General features: G+C 67.9%; 14 protein-coding genes. 8 read left to right on the forward strand and 6 right to left on the reverse strand.

Features of this window, described 5'->3' with window-relative positions; translation table 11 throughout:
* Positions 1-57: 57 nt before the first annotated feature.
* Positions 58-306: a hypothetical protein gene (locus AX721_RS07285; RefSeq protein ID WP_068875349.1), complete on the forward strand. Its 249-nt coding sequence runs from the start codon at positions 58-60 to the stop codon at positions 304-306.
* A gap of 43 nt (positions 307-349) precedes the next feature.
* On the opposite strand, the gene AX721_RS07290 is transcribed toward AX721_RS07285, so the two are convergent.
* The 3 genes from AX721_RS07290 to AX721_RS07300 all read right to left on the reverse strand — a co-directional run bounded on the left by AX721_RS07290 (position 350) and on the right by AX721_RS07300 (position 2,744).
* Positions 350-1,756, reverse strand: coding sequence for a site-specific integrase (locus AX721_RS07290; RefSeq protein ID WP_068875350.1), 1,407 nt, complete (start codon positions 1,754-1,756; stop codon positions 350-352).
* A 594-nt stretch (positions 1,757-2,350) separates the two neighbouring features.
* On the reverse strand, positions 2,351-2,557 hold the full coding sequence (locus tag AX721_RS07295; protein ID WP_068875351.1) for a hypothetical protein: 207 nt from the start codon (positions 2,555-2,557) through the stop codon (positions 2,351-2,353).
* A gap of 1 nt (position 2,558) precedes the next feature.
* Positions 2,559-2,744, reverse strand: a complete 186-nt coding sequence (locus tag AX721_RS07300; RefSeq protein ID WP_068875352.1) for a DUF3606 domain-containing protein — start codon at positions 2,742-2,744, stop codon at positions 2,559-2,561.
* A gap of 278 nt (positions 2,745-3,022) precedes the next feature.
* Here AX721_RS07300 and AX721_RS07305 point away from each other — a divergent pair, with 278 nt between their 5' ends.
* From AX721_RS07305 to AX721_RS07320, 4 genes are all read left to right on the forward strand, one after another.
* On the forward strand, positions 3,023-4,390 hold the full coding sequence (locus AX721_RS07305; protein WP_156467055.1) for an MFS transporter: 1,368 nt from the start codon (positions 3,023-3,025) through the stop codon (positions 4,388-4,390).
* Between the two features lie 77 nt (positions 4,391-4,467).
* Positions 4,468-6,132: a hydantoinase B/oxoprolinase family protein gene (locus AX721_RS07310; RefSeq protein WP_068875354.1), complete on the forward strand. Its 1,665-nt coding sequence runs from the start codon at positions 4,468-4,470 to the stop codon at positions 6,130-6,132.
* A gap of 2 nt (positions 6,133-6,134) precedes the next feature.
* A complete protein-coding gene (locus tag AX721_RS07315; RefSeq protein WP_068875355.1) occupies positions 6,135-8,261 on the forward strand; it encodes a hydantoinase/oxoprolinase family protein in 2,127 nt (708 codons plus the stop codon).
* Positions 8,262-8,525: 264 nt separating this feature from the next.
* The gene (locus tag AX721_RS07320) at positions 8,526-11,465 is read left to right on the forward strand and encodes a TonB-dependent receptor domain-containing protein (protein WP_068875356.1); all 2,940 of its coding nucleotides are present in this window, start codon (positions 8,526-8,528) and stop codon (positions 11,463-11,465) included.
* A gap of 26 nt (positions 11,466-11,491) precedes the next feature.
* Here the strand turns inward: AX721_RS07320 and AX721_RS07325 are convergent, their stop codons facing one another.
* The 3 genes from AX721_RS07325 to AX721_RS07335 form a co-directional block, all read right to left on the reverse strand.
* Positions 11,492-12,427, reverse strand: coding sequence for a LysR family transcriptional regulator (locus tag AX721_RS07325; protein ID WP_068875357.1), 936 nt, complete (start codon positions 12,425-12,427; stop codon positions 11,492-11,494).
* A 489-nt stretch (positions 12,428-12,916) separates the two neighbouring features.
* A complete protein-coding gene (locus AX721_RS07330; RefSeq protein ID WP_068875358.1) occupies positions 12,917-13,225 on the reverse strand; it encodes a DUF4387 domain-containing protein in 309 nt (102 codons plus the stop codon).
* Entirely contained in the window at positions 13,218-14,627 is a 1,410-nt protein-coding gene (locus AX721_RS07335; protein WP_068875359.1) for an acyclic terpene utilization AtuA family protein, read from the reverse strand. Before AX721_RS07335 ends, AX721_RS07330 begins: the two co-directional genes overlap by 8 nt.
* 369 nt (positions 14,628-14,996) lie before the next feature.
* Here AX721_RS07335 and AX721_RS07340 point away from each other — a divergent pair, with 369 nt between their 5' ends.
* The 3 genes from AX721_RS07340 to leuD are packed head-to-tail and all read left to right on the forward strand — an operon-like array spanning position 14,997 to position 18,071.
* Positions 14,997-16,013, forward strand: coding sequence for a phosphoglycerate dehydrogenase (locus tag AX721_RS07340; RefSeq protein ID WP_068875360.1), 1,017 nt, complete (start codon positions 14,997-14,999; stop codon positions 16,011-16,013).
* Entirely contained in the window at positions 16,013-17,431 is a 1,419-nt protein-coding gene (gene leuC / locus AX721_RS07345; protein WP_068875361.1) for a 3-isopropylmalate dehydratase large subunit, read from the forward strand. The genes AX721_RS07340 and leuC overlap by 1 nt, the downstream gene beginning before the upstream one ends.
* 1 nt (position 17,432) lies before the next feature.
* Complete coding sequence (leuD, locus tag AX721_RS07350) at positions 17,433-18,071, forward strand: 3-isopropylmalate dehydratase small subunit (protein ID WP_068875362.1); 639 nt, start codon at positions 17,433-17,435, stop codon at positions 18,069-18,071.
* The last annotated feature ends 8 nt before the right edge of the window (positions 18,072-18,079 follow it).

Raw genomic sequence — 18,079 nt, forward strand, 5'->3', positions numbered from 1 at the left:
CGTTGCAGACCGGGGCTTGGGCTAAAACAGTTGGCGATCACGGCGGACGGGGGGTGCATGGGGAAATACGACCCGCTGGAAGGACACCTGCGCCGTCAGAAGGCCGCGATCTATGAGATGACCTTCCGCGACATCGAGCGGGTGCTGGGCGAGCTCCTGCCGCGCAGCGCGCACCACCCGGAATGGTGGGCCAACGAACAGGACCCCACGACGCGCCACGTCCAGTCCAAGGCCTGGCTTTGGGCCGGCTTTCGAGCCCTCCCGCTCACGCCCGCCGAACTAGTCCGCTTCGCGCGTCGAGGCTGATTGCCACCTGGCGATAATAATAGCCTAGACGCGCGAATGAACTCTAAGCCGCTTCAAGTGATCCCCCTTCGTCTATCGGCTTTTGCGAGAGGATGGTCTCCAGCCGCTTGGCCCAGAGATCCAACGCCTCGCGCTTCTCCTTGGCGTACTGATAGAGGTTGTAGTGGCGTGACGTGACGGCCGCACCGCCGTCTTCGTCGGTGTGCGCGATCACCTTGGACACGATGTAGGGCGCCACCCCGAGCGCCGCCATCTCGGTGGAGCCCGTGCGGCGGGTGTCGTGCAAGGTGAGGTTCTCGAGCCCAAGCGCCGCGGTGAGGTCGCTCATCGCGTGGCTGAGAGCGCCGGGCCCGATCGAATTGTCGTTGGAGCGGGGCGACGGGAACACGAACTGGCTCGGGCCCTTGCGGCGGTCCTTGTGAAGCTTGAGCGCCGCCTTGATGAGCGCGATCGCTTGGTCGGACAGCGGTACGAGGTGTTCGGCCCGCCCCTTCATCTTGTCCTCTGGCACCACCCAGGTCTTGTGCTCGAAATTGAGTTCGGAGAGGTGCATCTGCGCGACCTCGCCGCGCCGCTGCAGCGTGAATAGCGCGAGCTTGATGGCGATGCAGACGCCGAGGCTGATGAAGACCTTCTCTTCCTCGCCGTTCTCACGCGTGATGGTGAGCCCGGTCCGCTGCTCCAGGCCCGACCACAGGGTTCGGAGCTCCGCGTTTGTGGCGGTTCGTGTCCGGGCCTTGTCTTCCGTCAAGCGTTGGACCAGGGCGACCGGATTGGCCTCCACGAGTTCCTCGGAGATTGCGTAGTTGAACATCTGCGAGAGGAGGCTGCGGACCTTGTTCGACTGGCTGGGCGCCAAGGCCAGCACCTCCTGCAGGATGCCGCGGACCCGGGCCTTGGTGAGGGACCCGATCACGTCGTCGCCGATTCGGTCCTTCAGGTACTTGCCCCAGATCCAGCGTTCCCCGGCTAGGGTGCTGGCGGCCTTCTTGCGGCGCCGCGGCCGATAGGCGCCGGTCTCGCAGGCCGTGAAGTAGGTGGCCGCAAGCTCCGCCCACGTCCTAATCTCCTGCGACCGCACCGCTTCGCGCTTGCGCCGGATCTCGGCCGCGGGGTCGACGCCCGCGTCGACTTGGCCGCGGAGCTGGCGGGCGGCGACACGAGCGCCGGAGAGCGTCAGCGCGCGCACGCCGTTCTCGTCGGGTTCGCTGTCGGCATTCGGGTCGAAAGTGCCGAGCGTCACGCGACTCTGCTTGCCCGTCAGCTTGTCGCGGTAGCGATAGGTCCAGGACTTCTGCCCGCCGGGCGACACCCTGAGGGCCAAGCCCCGGACATCGGAATCAGGGTAGTCGGTCTGGATCGACGCGCGGCCTCCGGCGCCGTGTGCTAGGCTTGGCTTCGCGCTTCGGCAGAAGGCGACCGTCAGCGCCTGGCTGGTGAGTTTCGGCATGTTTCATCTCCCGCAATCGGGTCGTGCCAGTCGGATTTTGAGGTCACACCTAGGTCACAAAACCTCGCAATCCAGGGCACAAGTCTGGACCAAGGTGGAAAGGCGAGCAACTCACAACACTTTGTAAATAAAGGTGTTTTGTGTTTCAGGCAGTTGCACTTTGTTCCGCCCAGGCAGTTCTACGAATCTGAGGGTCGGACGTTCGAATCGTTCCGGGCGCGCCATTTCTTCCTAAGGAAAATCAACGACTTGATCCCGCTGGCCGCTCGCCAGCCTTGTGACCTCGGCTCGATTTTACAGCCCGTTTACAGCGGATTTTACGGTTCTGTTCCCGGGGCGTTCGCCCGCAGCAGCCGCGACTATGCATTTGCGAACGTGCATCTAGAGGGAACCGGCTTTCTCGCGAGACGAACGGCGACTGGTGGCCAATTGAACCGGGCAGCTCGGAAGACCTGTTGGCCAAGTTTGTCTGCAAGACCTGGATCGATCCCGATTTCAGCTTCGGGGCGCCGGGGGTGCGGTAAGCACCGGAGGACAAACCTCCCCGGGAAGTGGTGCAAGAGGCGGCCGGTCCGGAGGCGATCTAGCGCAGCGCTACTTCTCGCCCGCCTTCCGTAGCCGCCAAGCCCTCGGGGTGTTCCGCGCGGCGCGCTGGGCGGCATCCTCCAGCCGGTGCGCGGATTGAAGCGCCGCCCGCGGTGTCAATGAGCCGCGAATACCGTCCGGACCGCGGATCTCCACCTCGTCGGGGGACGAGGCGACATCCATGGCTTCGTCGAACTTCTGCTGGTCCTTGGGCATGTCAGCCTCGCAGGCGCTCCGCCGCAGCGTCGAGCGCGGCGCGGTCGTTGCCGTGCCGCTCGATGAGTTTGCGTGCCTGATCCATGGAGATGCCGTGCTTCTCGGCGAAATATTGAACTTCGTAACCCTCCGACCCCGAGACCCGGCTACGGTCCGGCTCACGTACGTCCTGCTTGTTGTCTGCCATGGTTGGCTCCGTTTCGATGCGCGGAGGAAATGAGGACGCGGCGCCGTGGTTCCGAACTCGGAAGCGGCGGCCGGATGACAACGAAGGTTACGTTTCAGGAGTCCAGGTGATTTCGCGTAGCGCCTCCCGACCTGTTCCGCCGCCCCATGGATCGTCCGTCGCCCAAGGGCGTCGTCGCCTGCGTATGAAACGATAGAACCCACGCATTGGACTTCGCCCATCCCGCGGGTCCTTTCTCCCGACGAGGGTCGGAGAGCCCATCGGATTAGGGAGTCTGCGTGGCCGTACTGTCGGAGCCATTGCCGCCGGAGGGCCGGAAACTCGCGGGTCGCGCGCCGAGGGCCGGCTTCGACGCCTGGTGGACCCTCGTCCTGACCTTCCTTCTGAACCTCGTCTCCTATCTGGATCGCACCATCGTCGCGATGCTGGTGCCGAACATCAAGGAGACGCTCACCGTCTCCGACTTCCAGGTGGGCCTGCTTCTGGGGCCGACCTTCGCCGTCTGCTTCTCGCTGTTCGCCATCCCGCTCGGATGGGCCGCGGACCGCTTCTCCCGCCGGATGGTGATCGCGCTTGGCGCGGTCGTGTTCGGCGCGGCCACCGTCGTTTCAGGCTTTGCGACGTCCTTCCTCTGGCTGCTCGTCGCCCGCGCGGTGGTCGCGATCGGAGAAGCCTCGCTGGGCCCTGCGGCGCTGTCGCTCATCTCCGAGAAGTTCCCCCGCCATCTGATGACGACGGCGGTCTCGATCTATTCGATGGGCCTGAAGATCGGCGGCGCCGCCGCGCTCGGGCTCGGCGCGATCGCCATCGTCTATGCCGGCCAGGCGGAGGCGGCGATCCCGGCGCTGCGGGGCGCCGAACCCTGGCGGCTCGTCTTCGCCATCACCGGCCTGCCCGCGGTCGTTCTGGGCCTGATGGTCTTCACGTTCCGGGAGGCTCCCAAGCGGTCGGCCGTCTCCGCAACGAGCGGTGAGGCCGGCACGGCCGTGCAGTTCCTGCGCCAGCATTGGCGGCTGTTTCTCCCGATGCTGCTCGGATTTTCCCTGCTCGCCATGTGCGGCCAGACCCTGATCGGGTGGGCGCCGACGCTGATGGACCGGCAGTTCGGCATGCCGCCGGCGCAGTATGGCCCCTTGCTGGGGGCCGTCGCTCTGGCGTCCTCCCTCACCCTGGTGCTCAAGGGCGGCGTGATGGACTGGTTCTATGCGCGCGGCGTGAAGGACATCCACATCCGCTTCTACACCTGGCTGCTCTTCGCCTCCGTGCCGTTGGTGGCGGTGGTGTTCCTGACGCGGGACCTGCGGATCTTCGTGCCGCTCTACGCCGCCGTCGCCATCATCACGGTGCCCTTGCTGGCCTATCTCAATGTCACCGTGCAGATGGTGGCGCCGCGGACCCTCAGGGGTCGGCTAACCGCCATGGTGGGGATCCCCGTGAGCCTGGTCGGCGGTCTCGGCCCGCTCAGCGTGGGCGCCCTCACCGACTTCGTCTTCCGCGACGAGGCGCGCCTCAACTATTCGATGGCCACGCTGTTCTGCGTGGCCGTGCCCGCCGCCCTGGTGCTGTTGCGCATCACCCTTCGTCCCCTGCGCGAGGCCGTGATCCTCTGTGAGGCCCGCGAAGCCGCCGAGCGCGCAGATGCCTGACCTTATCCCGGCCGTTCTTCCATCGCCCGCTTCGGGCGACCTCGGCCGCGACCGCCCTTCGCCTGGAGTCCGCTGACGTGAGTACTGAGATCGACCCGATCACCCTGGAGATTTGGTGGAGCCGCCTCGTCGCCATCGCCGATGAGTCCGCCAAGACGCTGCTGCGCTCGGCCTTCTCCACCATCATCCGCGAATCCAACGACTTCGCCACCTGCCTGCTCAACGCCAGGGGTGAAACCCTGGCCGAGTGCAGCGGCGGTATCCCGACGTTCGCGGGCCTTCTCGGTCGCACGACCCGCCACTTCCTGGAGACCTATCCGGCGGACAGCTGGCGGGAAGGGGATTGCGTGATCACCAACGACCCCTGGATCGCGACGGGCCACCTGCCCGACATCGCCGTGGTCATGCCCATCTTCCACCACGGCCGGCTCGTAGGGTTCAGCGGCACGGTCGCCCACTCGCCAGATATCGGCGGCAGCCTCAGCGGCCAGAACCGCGACCTGATCGACGAGGGCGTGGTCATTCCGCCGGTGCGGCTCTACCGCGCCGGCGAGCGCAACGAGGAACTCCTCAAGCTGTTGCTCGCCAACATCCGGATGCCGAAGCTCACGGGCGGCGATCTGGAGGCCCAGGTCTCCGCCAACGAGGTGTGCCGCAGGCGAGCGGTGGAGTTCCTCGAGGATACGGGCCTGACGGACTTCGAAGGGCTTTCCCGCGCCGTGCATCAGAAGTCCGAGCAGGCGATGCGCCAGGCCATCGCCGCCATCCCCGATGGGGTCTATCGCTCGGAGATCGACGCGGACGGGTTCGACGATCACCCGACCCACATCGCCTGCACAATCACCGTGAGCGGCGACACGATGAAGATCGACTACGCCGGCACCGCGCTTCAGAACAGTCGGGCCACGAACTGCACGCTGAACTACACGCAAGCCTATTCGATCTACCCGATCAAGTGCGTGCTGGACCCACTGACGCGCCGCAACGAGGGGTCCTACCGGCCGATCGAGGTCACCGCCCCGGAGGGCACCCTGGTCAACTGCCGGCGCGGGGCGGCCGTGCAGGCGCGCCACCTCACCGGGCACCTGCTCTCCTGCGCCATCTACCAGGCCCTGGCCGATGTCGTGCCCGAGCGGGTGATCGCCGACAGCGGGGGCGCGCCGGCCATGCGCATCCGGTTCTACGGCCAGGACGACGAAGGGCGCCGGTTCGGCCTGATGCTCTTTGCGAGCGCCGGCATGGGGGCGGGGCGGGACCGCGACGGGCTGTCCACCACGGCCTTCCCGACGAACTCCGGCGCGGGCAGCATCGAGGCTCTCGAGGCGACCTCGCCGCTGCTGTTCCGGCGCAAGGAATTCCGCCCTGACTCCGGCGGTCCGGGCCGCCATCGCGGGGGGCTCGGCCAGGAGGTCGAGGTTGAGAACCTGAGCAATGGCCCGGTCGAAGTGCAGATCATCGGCGATCGGGAGCGGCACCCCGCGCTCGGCATCCACGGGGGCGGGCCGGGCGCGCCCGCGGCCGCCGTGCTCGACGACGGCAAGCCGCTTCGGCTCAAGTCGCGCAGCCTCCTGGAGGTCGGACGATCGGTGACCCTGCAGTTCGCCGGCGGCGGCGGCTACGGCCCACCGCCGGAGCGCGATCCGGCCGCGCTGGCCAGCGACATCGAGAACGGCTTCGTGACACCGCGCGCAGCCAGCCAAGAGTACGCGCCGGTGGACGGCGCCTGGAAGAGGTCGGCGTGAGCATGGAAAAGACAATCCGCATCGGCGTCGACATCGGCGGCACCTTCACCGACTTCGTCCTGCACGACGAGGTCCGGGGGCTCACCCGAACGGGCAAGCGATTGACGACGCCCGAGGCGCCCAGCCGGGCCATCGTGGAGGGCGTCGAACGCCTTCTCGCCGAAACGAACTCCCGGGCCGAGCAAATCCACAGCATCGTGCACGGCACGACCCTGGTGACCAACACGGTGCTGGAGCGCACCGGCGCCAAGGTCGGCCTCGTCTGCACCGAAGGCTTCCGCGACGTCCTCGAGATGGGACGCGAGATCCGCTACGATCCCGACGACCTGGCCCAGCAACCGGCGCCGGTCATCGTCCCGCGGGCGCGTCGCTGGGGCGTGCGAGGCCGGATCCGCGCGGACGGCGCCGAGCACGAGCCGCTGGACGAGTCCGCCCTGGCCGCCACGGTTCGGATGCTGGTGGACGAACACGGGGTCGAGGCCTTGGCGGTGGCCTTCATGAACTCATACCGCAACCCCGCCCACGAGCTTCGCGCGCGGCAGATCATCTCCGAGCTCTATCCCGACCTCCTCGTAACGCTGTCCAGCGAGGTGGCGCCCGAGATCCGCGAGTACGATCGCACCAGCACCGCCTGCCTCAACGCCTACGTCCAGCCGCTGATGCACGGCTACCTGGACCGGCTGGGCGCCGACCTGGCGCGGCTGGGCTTTGCGGGCGACCTGCGGATCATGCTCTCGGGCGGCGGCGTGACCACCATCGAGGAAGCCAAGGCCTTCCCGATCCGTCTCATCGAGTCCGGCCCGGCGGCCGGGGCCATGGCGGCCGCCCACATCGCCCAGGCGGCCGGCGAGGCGAAGGTGATCTCCTTCGACATGGGGGGCACGACGGCGAAGATGTGCCTCGTGGAGAACGGCGCGCCTCACGTGAAGCACGACTTCGAGGCCGGCCGGGTGCACCGCTTCAAGCAGGGGTCAGGTCTGCCGCTGAAGGTCACGGTCGTCGACATGATCGAGATCGGCGCCGGCGGCGGCTCGATCGCGGCGGTGGACGCCCTGGGGCTGATGAAGGTGGGGCCCCGCAGCGCGGGCTCCGTGCCCGGCCCCGTAGCCTATGCGCGCGGCGGGACCGAGCCCACGGTCACCGACGCCGATCTGTACCTCGGCTACCTCAATCCCGACTATTTCCTGGGCGGCGAAATGGCCCTGGCGCTGGACGACGTGCGCGCGGCCATCGCGACGCGGCTGGCCGGCGGCCTGGGGATCGAGACCAACGACGCGGCGCGCGGCATCCAGGAGATCGTCAACGAAAGCATGGCGGCGGCTACCCGCATGCACATGGCCGAGAAGGGAAAGGATCCGCGCAGCTACACCCTCCTGGCCTTCGGGGGGGCCGGGCCCGTGCACGCCTACGGCCTCGCCAAGCTCCTGAAGGTCCGCCGCATCATGGTGCCGCCCGGGGCGGGCGTGATCTCCGCCTTCGGGTTCCTCGTGGCCGCTCCGGAGGTCGATGACGCACGCGGCTATGTGGGCCAACTGCACACCCTCGACTGGGATCATGTGAACCAGCTCTACGCCGGCATGGAAGCCCGCGCGCGAGACGTCCTGCTCCGCGCAGGCGGCCGGCCGGAAGACATTGTCATGCGGTGGAGCGCCGACCTTCGCTACCTCGGACAAGGCTTCGAAGTGCCCGTCGATCTGCCCCCGGGACCGCTCAGCGCAAACCACCGCGAAGCCGTCCGCGCCGCGTTCCTGCAAACCTACGCCGAGCGGTTCGATCGGGTGTTCGAGGACATGCCCATCGAGGCCATCAATTGGCGGCTCACGGCTTCGCTGCCGGTGACGCCTGTGAGCCTCGCGCATCACCCGACGGGCGGGACCCCGGAACGCGGTCATCGCACCATCCACTTCCCCGGGTTCGGCGACGTCTCGACGGCGGTCATCGATCGCTATGCGCTCAAGCCTGGCGATCGCGTGGCGGGGCCGGCGGTGTTCGAGGAACGCGAGTCGAGCTTTGCGGCGGGACCGGACTGCGTGGTGACGGTCGACCGGGACTTCAACCTGGTCGCCGAGATCGGCGCAGATGCTGCTACGGCGGCGGCCCCACGACGCGCGCTCGCCGAGGCCACCTGAGGCGATGGCGGGCGCTTAAGAAGACTTCGGCTTTTGAATGCACGTTTTGCGTGTATTCATGCAAATGAACTGTGTGTTTGTGGTGGAATCCAGTCTCGTCATTTTGGGATTGGTGGGGGCGAATCTGCACGTATACAGAATGGTTATTCTGAAAACGAATTGATCGTTGCGTGAAGTCGCATTGAACAGCTGTGAGAATTCGCGGCCAATCCCGAGCCATACGCCTCAATACAGAAGGCGCTGAAGCAATAAGGGGTAGGATTCATGCGTCTCCTCACGTCGACCGCCGTGGCCGCGCTCTTTTCGGGCGCAGCGCTCTCCGCCGCGCCCGCCGCCGCCCAGCAAGCGCCCTCGGGGGCCGAGGGCGAGGCGGAGAGCCTCGCTGAGGTGGTGGTCACCGGTTCGCGCATCGCGCGGCGCGACTTCGTGTCCAACAGCCCGATCGTCACGATCGATCAGTCGGCCATCGCGGCCCAAGGCTCGCCCACGCTCGAGACATCGCTCAATCAGCTGCCGCAGCTCGCCTTCTCCGCGAGCTCGAACACCAACACCGTGGCGCGCGGCGGGCAGGCGAACCTCAATCTGCGTGGCCTGGGGCCCCAACGCGGCCTGGTGCTCATCGACGGACGTCGCGTGCAGCCGTCCAGCCCCGACGGTTCGATCGATCTCAACACCATCCCCTCGTTCCTGGTGGAGAACGTCGAGATCATCACGGGGGGCGCCTCGGCCGTCTACGGCTCGGACGCCGTGGCGGGCGTCGTGAACCTGAAGCTGCGCAAGCACGTGAACGGCCTGGAGCTCAACGCCCAATACGGCGTGACCGGCCGCGGCGATGGGGAGACCAGGGACATCGGCGTGCTGCTGGGTGGCGACTTCGCCGATGAAAAGGGATCGGCCTTTCTCGCCCTCAGCTACGCGGACCGCGACCGCGCGCTCTTCAACGACCGTTCCTTCCTGCGATTCCAGAGCCTGGTGCCGGCGCTCACCACCTCCACCATCGGCGTGGTGGCGAACAACCTCCCCTCCCAGGCGGCGGTGAATGCCGTCTTCGGCCGCTACGGCGTGCCGGCGGGCCGCGTCGGCCGCAACAGCCAGTTCCTGGTCAACACCGATGGCAGCCTGTTCGTGAGCGCCGGGCCCACGAACTATCGGGGTCCCCTCGATCCGCCGCTGACCGTCAGCAACGGGACCCTGTTCACCTCGGTCTCCGAAGTGTCGTCGGTGCAGACGCCGCTCACCCGCTACAACCTCGTGGGCCGCGTCTCCTACGAGCTGACCCCGGACGTCGAGGTCTTCGTCGAAGGCCTCTTCACCGACTACAAGACCAACACCGGGGGCCTTTGGGCCAACAGCGGCTCGACGTCGGGCAAGCCGCTGTTCGTGCCGGTGACCAACCCCTTCATTTCGCCCGACCTGGCGCAGATCCTGGCCTCGCGACCCAACCCGACGGCGCCCTTCACCATCAGCGCCTTCATCGATGACAATGTCCCCCGGCGTGAGGTCGACGACTACAACGTCTACCAGCTTACCGTCGGCGCCTCGGGCAAGCTGCCGGCCATCAAGGCCTCCTGGAACGCCTACGCCAACGCCGGCAAGACCGACTACCTCGCGACCCAGTACGGCTATCCCAGCTCGTCGGCGATCAACACCCTGCTGGCCGCGCCGGACGGCGGCCGCAGCGTGTGTCCGGGCGGCTTCAACCCGTTCGGGTTCGCGCCCATCGACCAGAAGTGCATCGACTTCATCGCCCGGGTGGCGAAGAACCGTACGACCCTCACCCAGCGCAATGTGGAGGTGAACCTGACGGGCAGCCTCTTCGAGCTCCCCGCAGGCGACCTCCAGTACGCCATCGGGGCTGACTATCGGAGCAACCGCTACAGCTTCTCCCCCGACGCCCTGATCGTCGCGGGCGACCTGGCGAATTACCTGCCGGTCAACGGATCGAAAGGGTTCGCCGAAGTTTATGAGGTCTACGGCGAGCTACTGGTCCCCCTGCTCAAGGACGCGCCCCTGGCCAGGGAGCTGAACCTCAACCTCGGCTATCGCTATTCGGACTACAACACCGTCGGGGGTGTGAGCACCTATCGGATCGAGGGCGATTGGCAGCCCATCCAGGGCCTGCGGGTGCGCGGCGGCTACTCGCGCGCGATCCGCGCCCCGAGCGTGGGCGAGCTGTTCGCGGCGGCGGCCCAGGGACAGACCGCCCTCGGGGCGCCGGGCGTCATCGGCTCAGGCGATCCCTGCGATGTCCGTGGGGCCTATCGATCCGGCCCCAACGCCGCCCAGGTGCGGGCGCTCTGCCTGGCCCAGGGAATCCCCGCCAACCTGATCGACAGCTTCAACAACACCAATCCCCGGACGCCGTTCTCGTCCCAAGGCAATCCGGACCTGGAGCCCGAAACCGCCGACACCTATTCGCTGGGCGTGGTGGTCCGGCCGGGGTTCGACAATCCGCTGTTCTCGCGGGTGTCCGTCTCGGTGGACTACTACAGCATCAAGCTGGACGACGCGATCGGCCTCATCACCAATCCCGTCGCCGCCGCCCAGTGCTTCAACCCCGCGGTGAACACCGGCTTCTCGAACAGCGACTACTACTGTCAGCTCCTGCAGCGCGATCCCACGAACGGCCAGCTCATCCAGATCCTCAACCCCCAGCTCAACCTCGCCAGCTATGAGACGAGCGGGGTGGATTTCCAGGTGGACTGGTCGGTGCGGCTGGAGGATCTCGGCGCCGATCCCAAGTGGGGAACCCTCTCGCTCGGCGTGGTGGCCAGCTACCTGGCGACCTACAAGATCCAGAACCTCGCAGGCGCCCCGGTCAACGACTACGCCGGCACGATCGGCAACGTTCAGATCGACCCGTTCGCCGCCGCGCATCCCACCTGGAAAGCCACCACGACCCTGGGCTGGGAGGTCTGGGACGTGAAGGCGAACCTGCGCTGGCGCTACCTCGACGGCATGGAGAACGCCAACAACGTGGGCACCACCGGGACGGCGAAGGGGGTGGGCGAGATCAGCTACTTCGACTTCGACGCCCTCTGGAAGGTCAACGCGGACCTCGATCTGCGCGTGGGCGTGGTCAACCTCGCCGACAAGAAGCCGCCCACGCTCAACCTGTCCTATATCGGCCTCCTGGCCACGGATCCGTTCACCTACGATCTGGTGGGCCGCCGCGTCTTCGTCGGGTTGAAAGCGCGGTTCTGAGGCCCACGCTCGGTTCGCGCCGCGTCCTAGGTCGGGGACGCGGCGGCCGATGTCCGGGTGACCTGCGTCCAGAATGCTTCGGCGGCGACGCTCTGTCGGGCGCGCGGGCGGTAGAGTCGGATCTGCATGGGGATATCCCAGGCGTCGGTGTCGGCGCTCCGCACGAGCTCGCCGGCGCCGAGCTCGCGTTGAATGAGGCTCGCGGGCAGCCACGCCACGCCTCGGCCACGGCGGGCCATGGTCAGCAGGACCATGGCCAGGTGCGCCGTGAACACCGACGACAGCCACGCCGGCGGCGCATCGCGGGTCCGCGTCGAGGCGATGATCCGGCCCATGCCCGACACCGAGCTGAAGGCGAGGTGCGCGACGGGCGAGGTCGCCGAACCGGGAAGGGCGTGCATCGGCTCGACAGCCCCCGGCGCGGTCGGCGCGCTGACCGGGATCAGGAGGTCCTCGCCCACGTCGACGCAGCGGAAATAGGTCGAGTCGAGGGACGTCTGGGCGGCCGGATGATGATGGCACAACATGAATTGCGCCTGGCCTTGCGTCATGAGGCGCTCGCAGTCGGCCATGTTGTCGGTGACGAGGCTGATGCTCGATTGTGGCGAGGCCGCCGCAGCCTCGACGCGCTCAAGCCAACCTGGAAAAAAGGTCAGCGACAGGACATTGGTGCAGACGAACCGCAACGAGCTCGCCGACACCTGTGCGACCTCGCGCGCGAGCTCTCGACCCGAGACCACCCGGCGCATGATGTCCTCGGCGATCGGGCGGAATTCGAGGCCCGCCGGCGTCAGTTCCACGCGATGGGTGTCGCGGTTGAAGAGCGGCACGCCCACCCAATCCTCCAGCATCCGGACGCGGCGGCTGAACGCAGGCTGGGACACGTTGCGCCGTTCGGCGGCGCGAGAAAAATGACCGCAGTCGGCGAGCATCAGGAAGTCTTCGAGCCACGCAAATTCCATCCGCCATTCGTCTCCTGCTTGACCCTTCAGCGTCCCTTCGAGGCTCGCCCAAGCTAACATTGGCCACAATCAGCGTCCCGGCGCCGGCGTCGCCCGATGAACTTGCCGCCCGCTCTCGGGGGCTCGGCATGCGCGCCGCAAAGCCTCAACCTCGCCGCTTGGCCCGTCGCGCAACCGTAGCCCCGCATAAAGACATGCCGAACCGACATTGGACCGTATCCCGGGCCGCCGCGATAAGCAGCGCGACGAGGCGCCAGCCTCGGGCAGACCCGGTGATCTTCCTCCCCACCGGCGCACTTGGACGGCGGAGCCTGGCCTGGTCCCTCCGCCGTCCGCCCTTCCGCGCCCGGCTCAGAAGGCGTTCGATGCGACGCCTAGGCCGGCGCGCGTCTCCGACGGGACGCCGAAGGCGAATGCGGTCCTGACGAGACAGGAGAGCGGCCTCGCAGCCGGCGGCGTGCGCCCACCGGCCGGACCCGACACCCGCAATCAGCTCAGCTCGACGTTGAGCAGGCGGACGTATTGCTGACCGGAGTGCATGTCGCGCTCGGTGATCCAGCCCTGTGGCGTCGGTCGGGGGTACGAGACCTTGACCATGGAAAGATCCGGCACGGGCGTGCGCTTCACCCACCTGGCCTCGACGCCATAGAGCGCCGCAAAGCTGTCGGCTCCGAGGCTCGGGCTGTCGTGGTACTTCGCGAAGGACTCCGGCCCATCGAAGAAGAGGTCGACGGTCACCCAGAACGGGCCGGCGGCCTTGGAGCGCACGTAGCGGCACACATCGCTGACCTTAGGCATGTTCAGGCTCCCGGGCGCTGCTGGTGGCGAGATCCACCCATTCGGTGCGGGTGAGTTCGAGCCCGTCATCCGTCTCCACCACATGGTTGAGGTGGAACTTGTAGACCTGACCCCGCTCGGTCTCGGCCGGCGTGAAGGCGAAGCCATAGCTCGGCTGCTTCAGTTCGGGCGACAGCGGGAAGTGGAAGAAGATCGGGTTGACGGTCTTCGACATCCGCGTGGCCAGCTCCTGCGTGGCCGCCGTGATCACCAGGAGCGCGCCGACCTCGTGAGGGACGGCCGCATCGGCGGGCATCTTGCGGCCGGAGACCGCGTTCCAGCCGTAGAGCCGCACCGAAACGTCGTACTCGCCGGCCTCCGCGCCGAAGGTGCGGTCGATCCGCTGGCGAAGCTCGGCGACCAGGCGATCATGGAACAGGTCCAGGTTCGACAACACCTGCGGATCTTCGATGCCGACGAGGCTGATGGTCTGGTAGGGACCGCTTCCCGCGCCTTCCAGCTTCATGGTGTAAGGGTGCGGCTCCCAGACCGAGCCGGTGACCCGGACGCGCCGCTCATCCAGCGCGGTGTAGACGGCGCGGGTCACGTCAAGCACGCCGCCCGGCTCGATGAGCCGGTAAGGATCGCTGTTCTCATAGAGCATGTGCGCCGAGACGCTGTTGACGGAACAGCGGTTCGCCGGGCTGAGCGGCACGACCTCGAAGGCGTCCTCGAACACCTCGATGAGGACCCCGCCCTCGCCGCGCACGTCGGTGCACACCCCGCCACATTCGGCCGTCTTGGCCGCATGCCACGCGGGGCCCAGGCCCGCGCCCATCATGATCGGCACAGCGGCCAAGACCGCGGTGTCCGTCGTGCGCCCGCCGAGCACGATGTCGGCGCCCGCCTTCAAGGCTTCGATGTAGGGTTCGGCGCCCAGGAGAGCGACGATATGGTCGCAGGCGTCCAAGGCGGCGTCGTCCAGCGGCCCGGAGGGGGGCAGCGGCCGGATCTTTCCGGCACCGTTCTTCGCCTTGATGAGCGCGCGCGGCTGCTCGGAGCAGATGACCGCGATCCTCGGCGTCAGGCCGTTCTCCCGCGCCACCTCCAGGGCGATGTCGCGGGTCCAATAAAGGGCGTCGTCGGCGCCCGACGTGCCGCAGGAGCCGATCAGCAGCGGGATTCCGGCCTTCTCGCGGGCGAGCATGAGGACCTCGAGATCGCGCTTGATCGCTTCGCGCGCCCACTTGGAGACGGCGCGCGCCAGATACGACGGGCCGCTGTCGGTAGAGCCGGCATCGCAAGCGATCGCATCGGCGCCCATCGCCAGGCCCGCCGCCAAGTGTTCCGGCTTGATGCCTGCGCCCATCGCGCCTGTGGGCACGATGACGCGCGCACCCCTACGAGGCTGCGTCCGGTCCATTTTTCACTCCCCTATGGTCGTTCGCCGTTGCTGGGCGCATTCGCGGACGCTGGAATCGAGATTGACGACAGGCGTCTTTGATTTGCGCGTGACGCTGCCTCAGCCCGCCTGTGTTGTTCTCAGAGCCTCGGCCAAGACGCGGTCCTTGTGGCGCTAACAGCCCGGCTCGGGCGCTGCCAGGACCGTTTGCGCATCAAACCATGCGTCGACAGCTAGGCTGGCTCCCCGCCGTCGAGAGCCGACGCAGGTCCCCCCGAAGCCGGGGCGCGGGGCGTGAGAGGGCGGCCCCGCGCATGATCTTATGCAGAACCGGTCTTAGTCGCCGGCGCCGCCCTGAGCTACCGCAGGGGGTGGAGTTTGGAGGCGGGTATGAGTGCAGGTTCGTGGCGGGTCGTCGTCACACAACGCTTCTTCGACGAGGCGTCCAGGGCGCTGCTGCAAGCCGCCGGGTGTGAAGTCATCATAGCCGATCTCCCGCCGGGGCAGGCGGACGGCGGACTATCCCACGAAGCCTTGCTGGCGCTCCTGGAGGACGCCGACGGATGGATCGTCGGCCACGCGCGCGTCACGCGCGAGCTGCTCAGCGCCTTGCCCCGGCTGGCGATCGTTTCGCGCCGCGGCGTGGGCTTCGAGCGGGTGGATCTGCAAGCCGCGCAGGACCTGGGTCGTGTCGTCACCATCGCCGCGGGCGGCAACGACGCCTCCGTTGCGGACCAGGCGATCGGCATGATGGTCAGCGTCGGGCGGCGCTTCCGGGAGGCGCAGGCCCAGATGATCGGCGGCGACTGGTCGATCCTGATGGGATCGGACCTCTACCAGAAGACGGTCGGGGTGGTGGGGCTAGGCCGGATCGGGCGCAGCGTCGTGAAGCGACTGAGCGGGTTTGAGGCGAAGGTGCTCGTCGCCACGCCCCGACCCGATCCGGCCTACGCCGCGGAGACCGGGGTGACCTTCGTGGATGTCCCAACCCTCCTGAGCGCCAGCGACTACGTCACCCTGCACGCGCCGCTCACGCCGGCCACGCATCACCTGATCAACGCCGAGAGCCTGGCCACGATGCGACCGGGCGCCATTGTCATCAACACCGCGCGTGGCGGCCTGGTGTCGGATGTCGACCTCCTGGCGGCGCTGCTCGCCGGGCGGCTCGGGGGCGCCGGCCTCGACGTCTTCGAAAGCGAGAGCGACCCTGGCCTGCGCGCCGTCACCGACGCGCTGATCGCGCTGCCCAACGTGGTAGCCGCGCCGCACGCGGGCGCCTCCACGCGCGAGGGGCTCGATCGCACCAACATGATCGCCGCGCGCTGCGTGGTCGATGTCCTGGGGGGACGAACGCCGCCAGCCCAGTGCGTGGTGGCGGACGGCCGGTCGGGACGACAGGCGGCGTAATGGGCGCGCCGCGCACCCTCTACGACAAGCTTGTCGACAGCCACACCGTTGCCGATCTGGATCCCTCAGGCGAGACGGTGCTGCTCTACGTCGACCGCAGCATCCTCAACGAGTACACAAGCCCGCAGGCGTTCACCGGCCTGCGCGAGGCCGGCCGCCGGGTTTGGCGGCCCGAGGCCCTGCTCGGGGTCGTCGACCACGTGAACTCGACCGCGCCCCGCCGCACGCCGCGCATGCCCGACGCCGGCGGCGCCGAGCAGGTCGCCTATTTCGGCCGCAACTGCCGCGAGTTCGGCATCGAGCTGTTCGACATCCTGCATCCGATGCAGGGCATCGAGCACGTGGTGGCGCCGGAGCTCGGCCTGGTCCTGCCGGGCATGGTCGTGGCGGCCGGCGACAGCCACACCACCACCTACGGCGCTTTCGGGGCGCTCGGGTTCGGGATCGGAACCTCCGACATCGAGCACATGCTGGCCACGTCGACCGTCGTCTATCGTCGGCTGCGGCCGATGCGGGTGGAGGTGGCGGGAAGCCTGCCTGTGGGGGTCACCGCCAAGGACGTCGTCATGGCGCTGATCGCTCGCATCGGCGCTGACGGCGCGAGCGGCTTCGTCCTCGAGTATGCGGGCGAGGCGATCTCCGCCCTCAGCGTCGAAGGCCGGATGACCATCTGCAACATGTCGGTGGAATGCGGCGCCCGCGGCGCCCTCATCGCGCCCGATCGAACGGTGTTCGACTATCTCGCCCATAAGGCGCGCGCGCCGAAGGGCGATCTGTGGCGCCGCGCCGTGCTGTCCTGGCAGGCGCTTGGCTCCGATCCCGAGGCTGTGTTCGACCGCGAGGTCCGGCTGGATGGCGACGCCATCGAACCCATGGTCACCTGGGGCACGAGCCCGGATCAGGCCGCGGCGGTCACCGGCGTCGTGCCCGATCCGCAGCGTGAAGCGACGCCCGGGCGTCGGCGCGATGCGCTCCGCGCGCTCGACTACATGGGGCTCACGCCGGGAACGCCGCTGCAGGACATCCGCATCGATCGCGCCTTCATCGGGTCTTGCACCAACGCACGGATCGAAGACTTGCGCGACGCCGCCCATGTCCTGCGTGGCCGGCGCGTGGCCGAGGGCGTACGCGCGATGGTCGTGCCTGGCTCGAGCGCCGTGCGTCGGCAAGCCGAGGCCGAAGGGCTCGACCGGGTGTTCGCCGACGCCGGGTTCGAGTGGCGGCAGTCCGGCTGTTCCATGTGCCTGGCGATGAACGACGATGTGCTCGCGCCCGGCGAGCGATGCGCCTCCAGCACCAATCGCAACTTCGAAGGCCGGCAGGGCGCGGGCGGGCGAACCCATCTCATGAGCCCGGCGATGGTGGCGGCCGCGGCGGTCTGCGGCCACCTCGCGGACGTCCGGCGGCTCGGAGCCTAGTATGGAACCCTTCCGCACCGTGACCGGGGTCGCCGCGCCGCTCCCGGCGGCGAACGTCGACACCGACGTCATCATGCCCAAGCAGTTCCTCAAGGGGATCGATCGTCGCGGTCTGGACCGCGGCGTGTTCTTCGACCTGCGCTTCGACGAGCATGGCGCCAGCCGCCCGGAGTTCATTCTCAACCAGGCGCCGTGGGCGGGCGCGGCCTTCCTGGTGGTCGGCCCCAACTTCGGATGCGGCTCGAGCCGGGAGCATGCGGTGTGGGGGCTCGCCCAGTTGGGCGTGCGCGCGCTGATCGGCACGAGCTTCGCCGGCATCTTCTTCGACAACTGCGCGCGCAACGGCCTGCTGGCGATCACCCTGTCGCCGGAGGCTCACGCCCCTATCCTGGCGCTGATTGCGGATCCGCGGCGCAATACGCTTACCATCGACCTCGAGGCGCAGACCATTCGGGACGCGGACGGGGGCGTCACGGCCTTCTCGGTGGAACCCACGCGCCGCCAGGCGCTGCTGGAAGGTCTCGATCCGGTGGGCTTGGCGCTTGCGCGCGCCGATGAGATTCGCGCCTTCGAGAGCCGTCATTTCGGCGGCGCGCCTTGGCTGGCGGCGGGCGTCTCGCCGCTCTCCACCCAGACGTGAGGCGCGGC

It is taken from the genome of Phenylobacterium sp. CCH9-H3 (assembly GCF_001557235.1).
Lineage (GTDB): Bacteria > Pseudomonadota > Alphaproteobacteria > Caulobacterales > Caulobacteraceae > Phenylobacterium.

Excerpts from the sequence above, each read along its gene's own strand:
- AX721_RS07285 (WP_068875349.1), top strand. The coding sequence starts at position 58 with ATGGGGAAATACGACCCGCTGGAAGGACACCTGCGCCGTCAGAAGGCC.
- AX721_RS07290 (WP_068875350.1), bottom strand. The coding sequence starts at position 1,756 with ATGCCGAAACTCACCAGCCAGGCGCTGACGGTCGCCTTCTGCCGAAGC.
- AX721_RS07295 (WP_068875351.1), bottom strand. The coding sequence starts at position 2,557 with ATGCCCAAGGACCAGCAGAAGTTCGACGAAGCCATGGATGTCGCCTCG.
- AX721_RS07300 (WP_068875352.1), bottom strand. The coding sequence starts at position 2,744 with ATGGCAGACAACAAGCAGGACGTACGTGAGCCGGACCGTAGCCGGGTC.
- AX721_RS07315 (WP_068875355.1), top strand. The coding sequence starts at position 6,135 with ATGGAAAAGACAATCCGCATCGGCGTCGACATCGGCGGCACCTTCACC.
- AX721_RS07320 (WP_068875356.1), top strand. The coding sequence starts at position 8,526 with ATGCGTCTCCTCACGTCGACCGCCGTGGCCGCGCTCTTTTCGGGCGCA.
- AX721_RS07325 (WP_068875357.1), bottom strand. The coding sequence starts at position 12,427 with ATGGAATTTGCGTGGCTCGAAGACTTCCTGATGCTCGCCGACTGCGGT.
- AX721_RS07330 (WP_068875358.1), bottom strand. The coding sequence starts at position 13,225 with ATGCCTAAGGTCAGCGATGTGTGCCGCTACGTGCGCTCCAAGGCCGCC.
- AX721_RS07335 (WP_068875359.1), bottom strand. The coding sequence starts at position 14,627 with ATGGACCGGACGCAGCCTCGTAGGGGTGCGCGCGTCATCGTGCCCACA.
- AX721_RS07340 (WP_068875360.1), top strand. The coding sequence starts at position 14,997 with ATGAGTGCAGGTTCGTGGCGGGTCGTCGTCACACAACGCTTCTTCGAC.
- leuC (WP_068875361.1), top strand. The coding sequence starts at position 16,013 with ATGGGCGCGCCGCGCACCCTCTACGACAAGCTTGTCGACAGCCACACC.
- leuD (WP_068875362.1), top strand. The coding sequence starts at position 17,433 with ATGGAACCCTTCCGCACCGTGACCGGGGTCGCCGCGCCGCTCCCGGCG.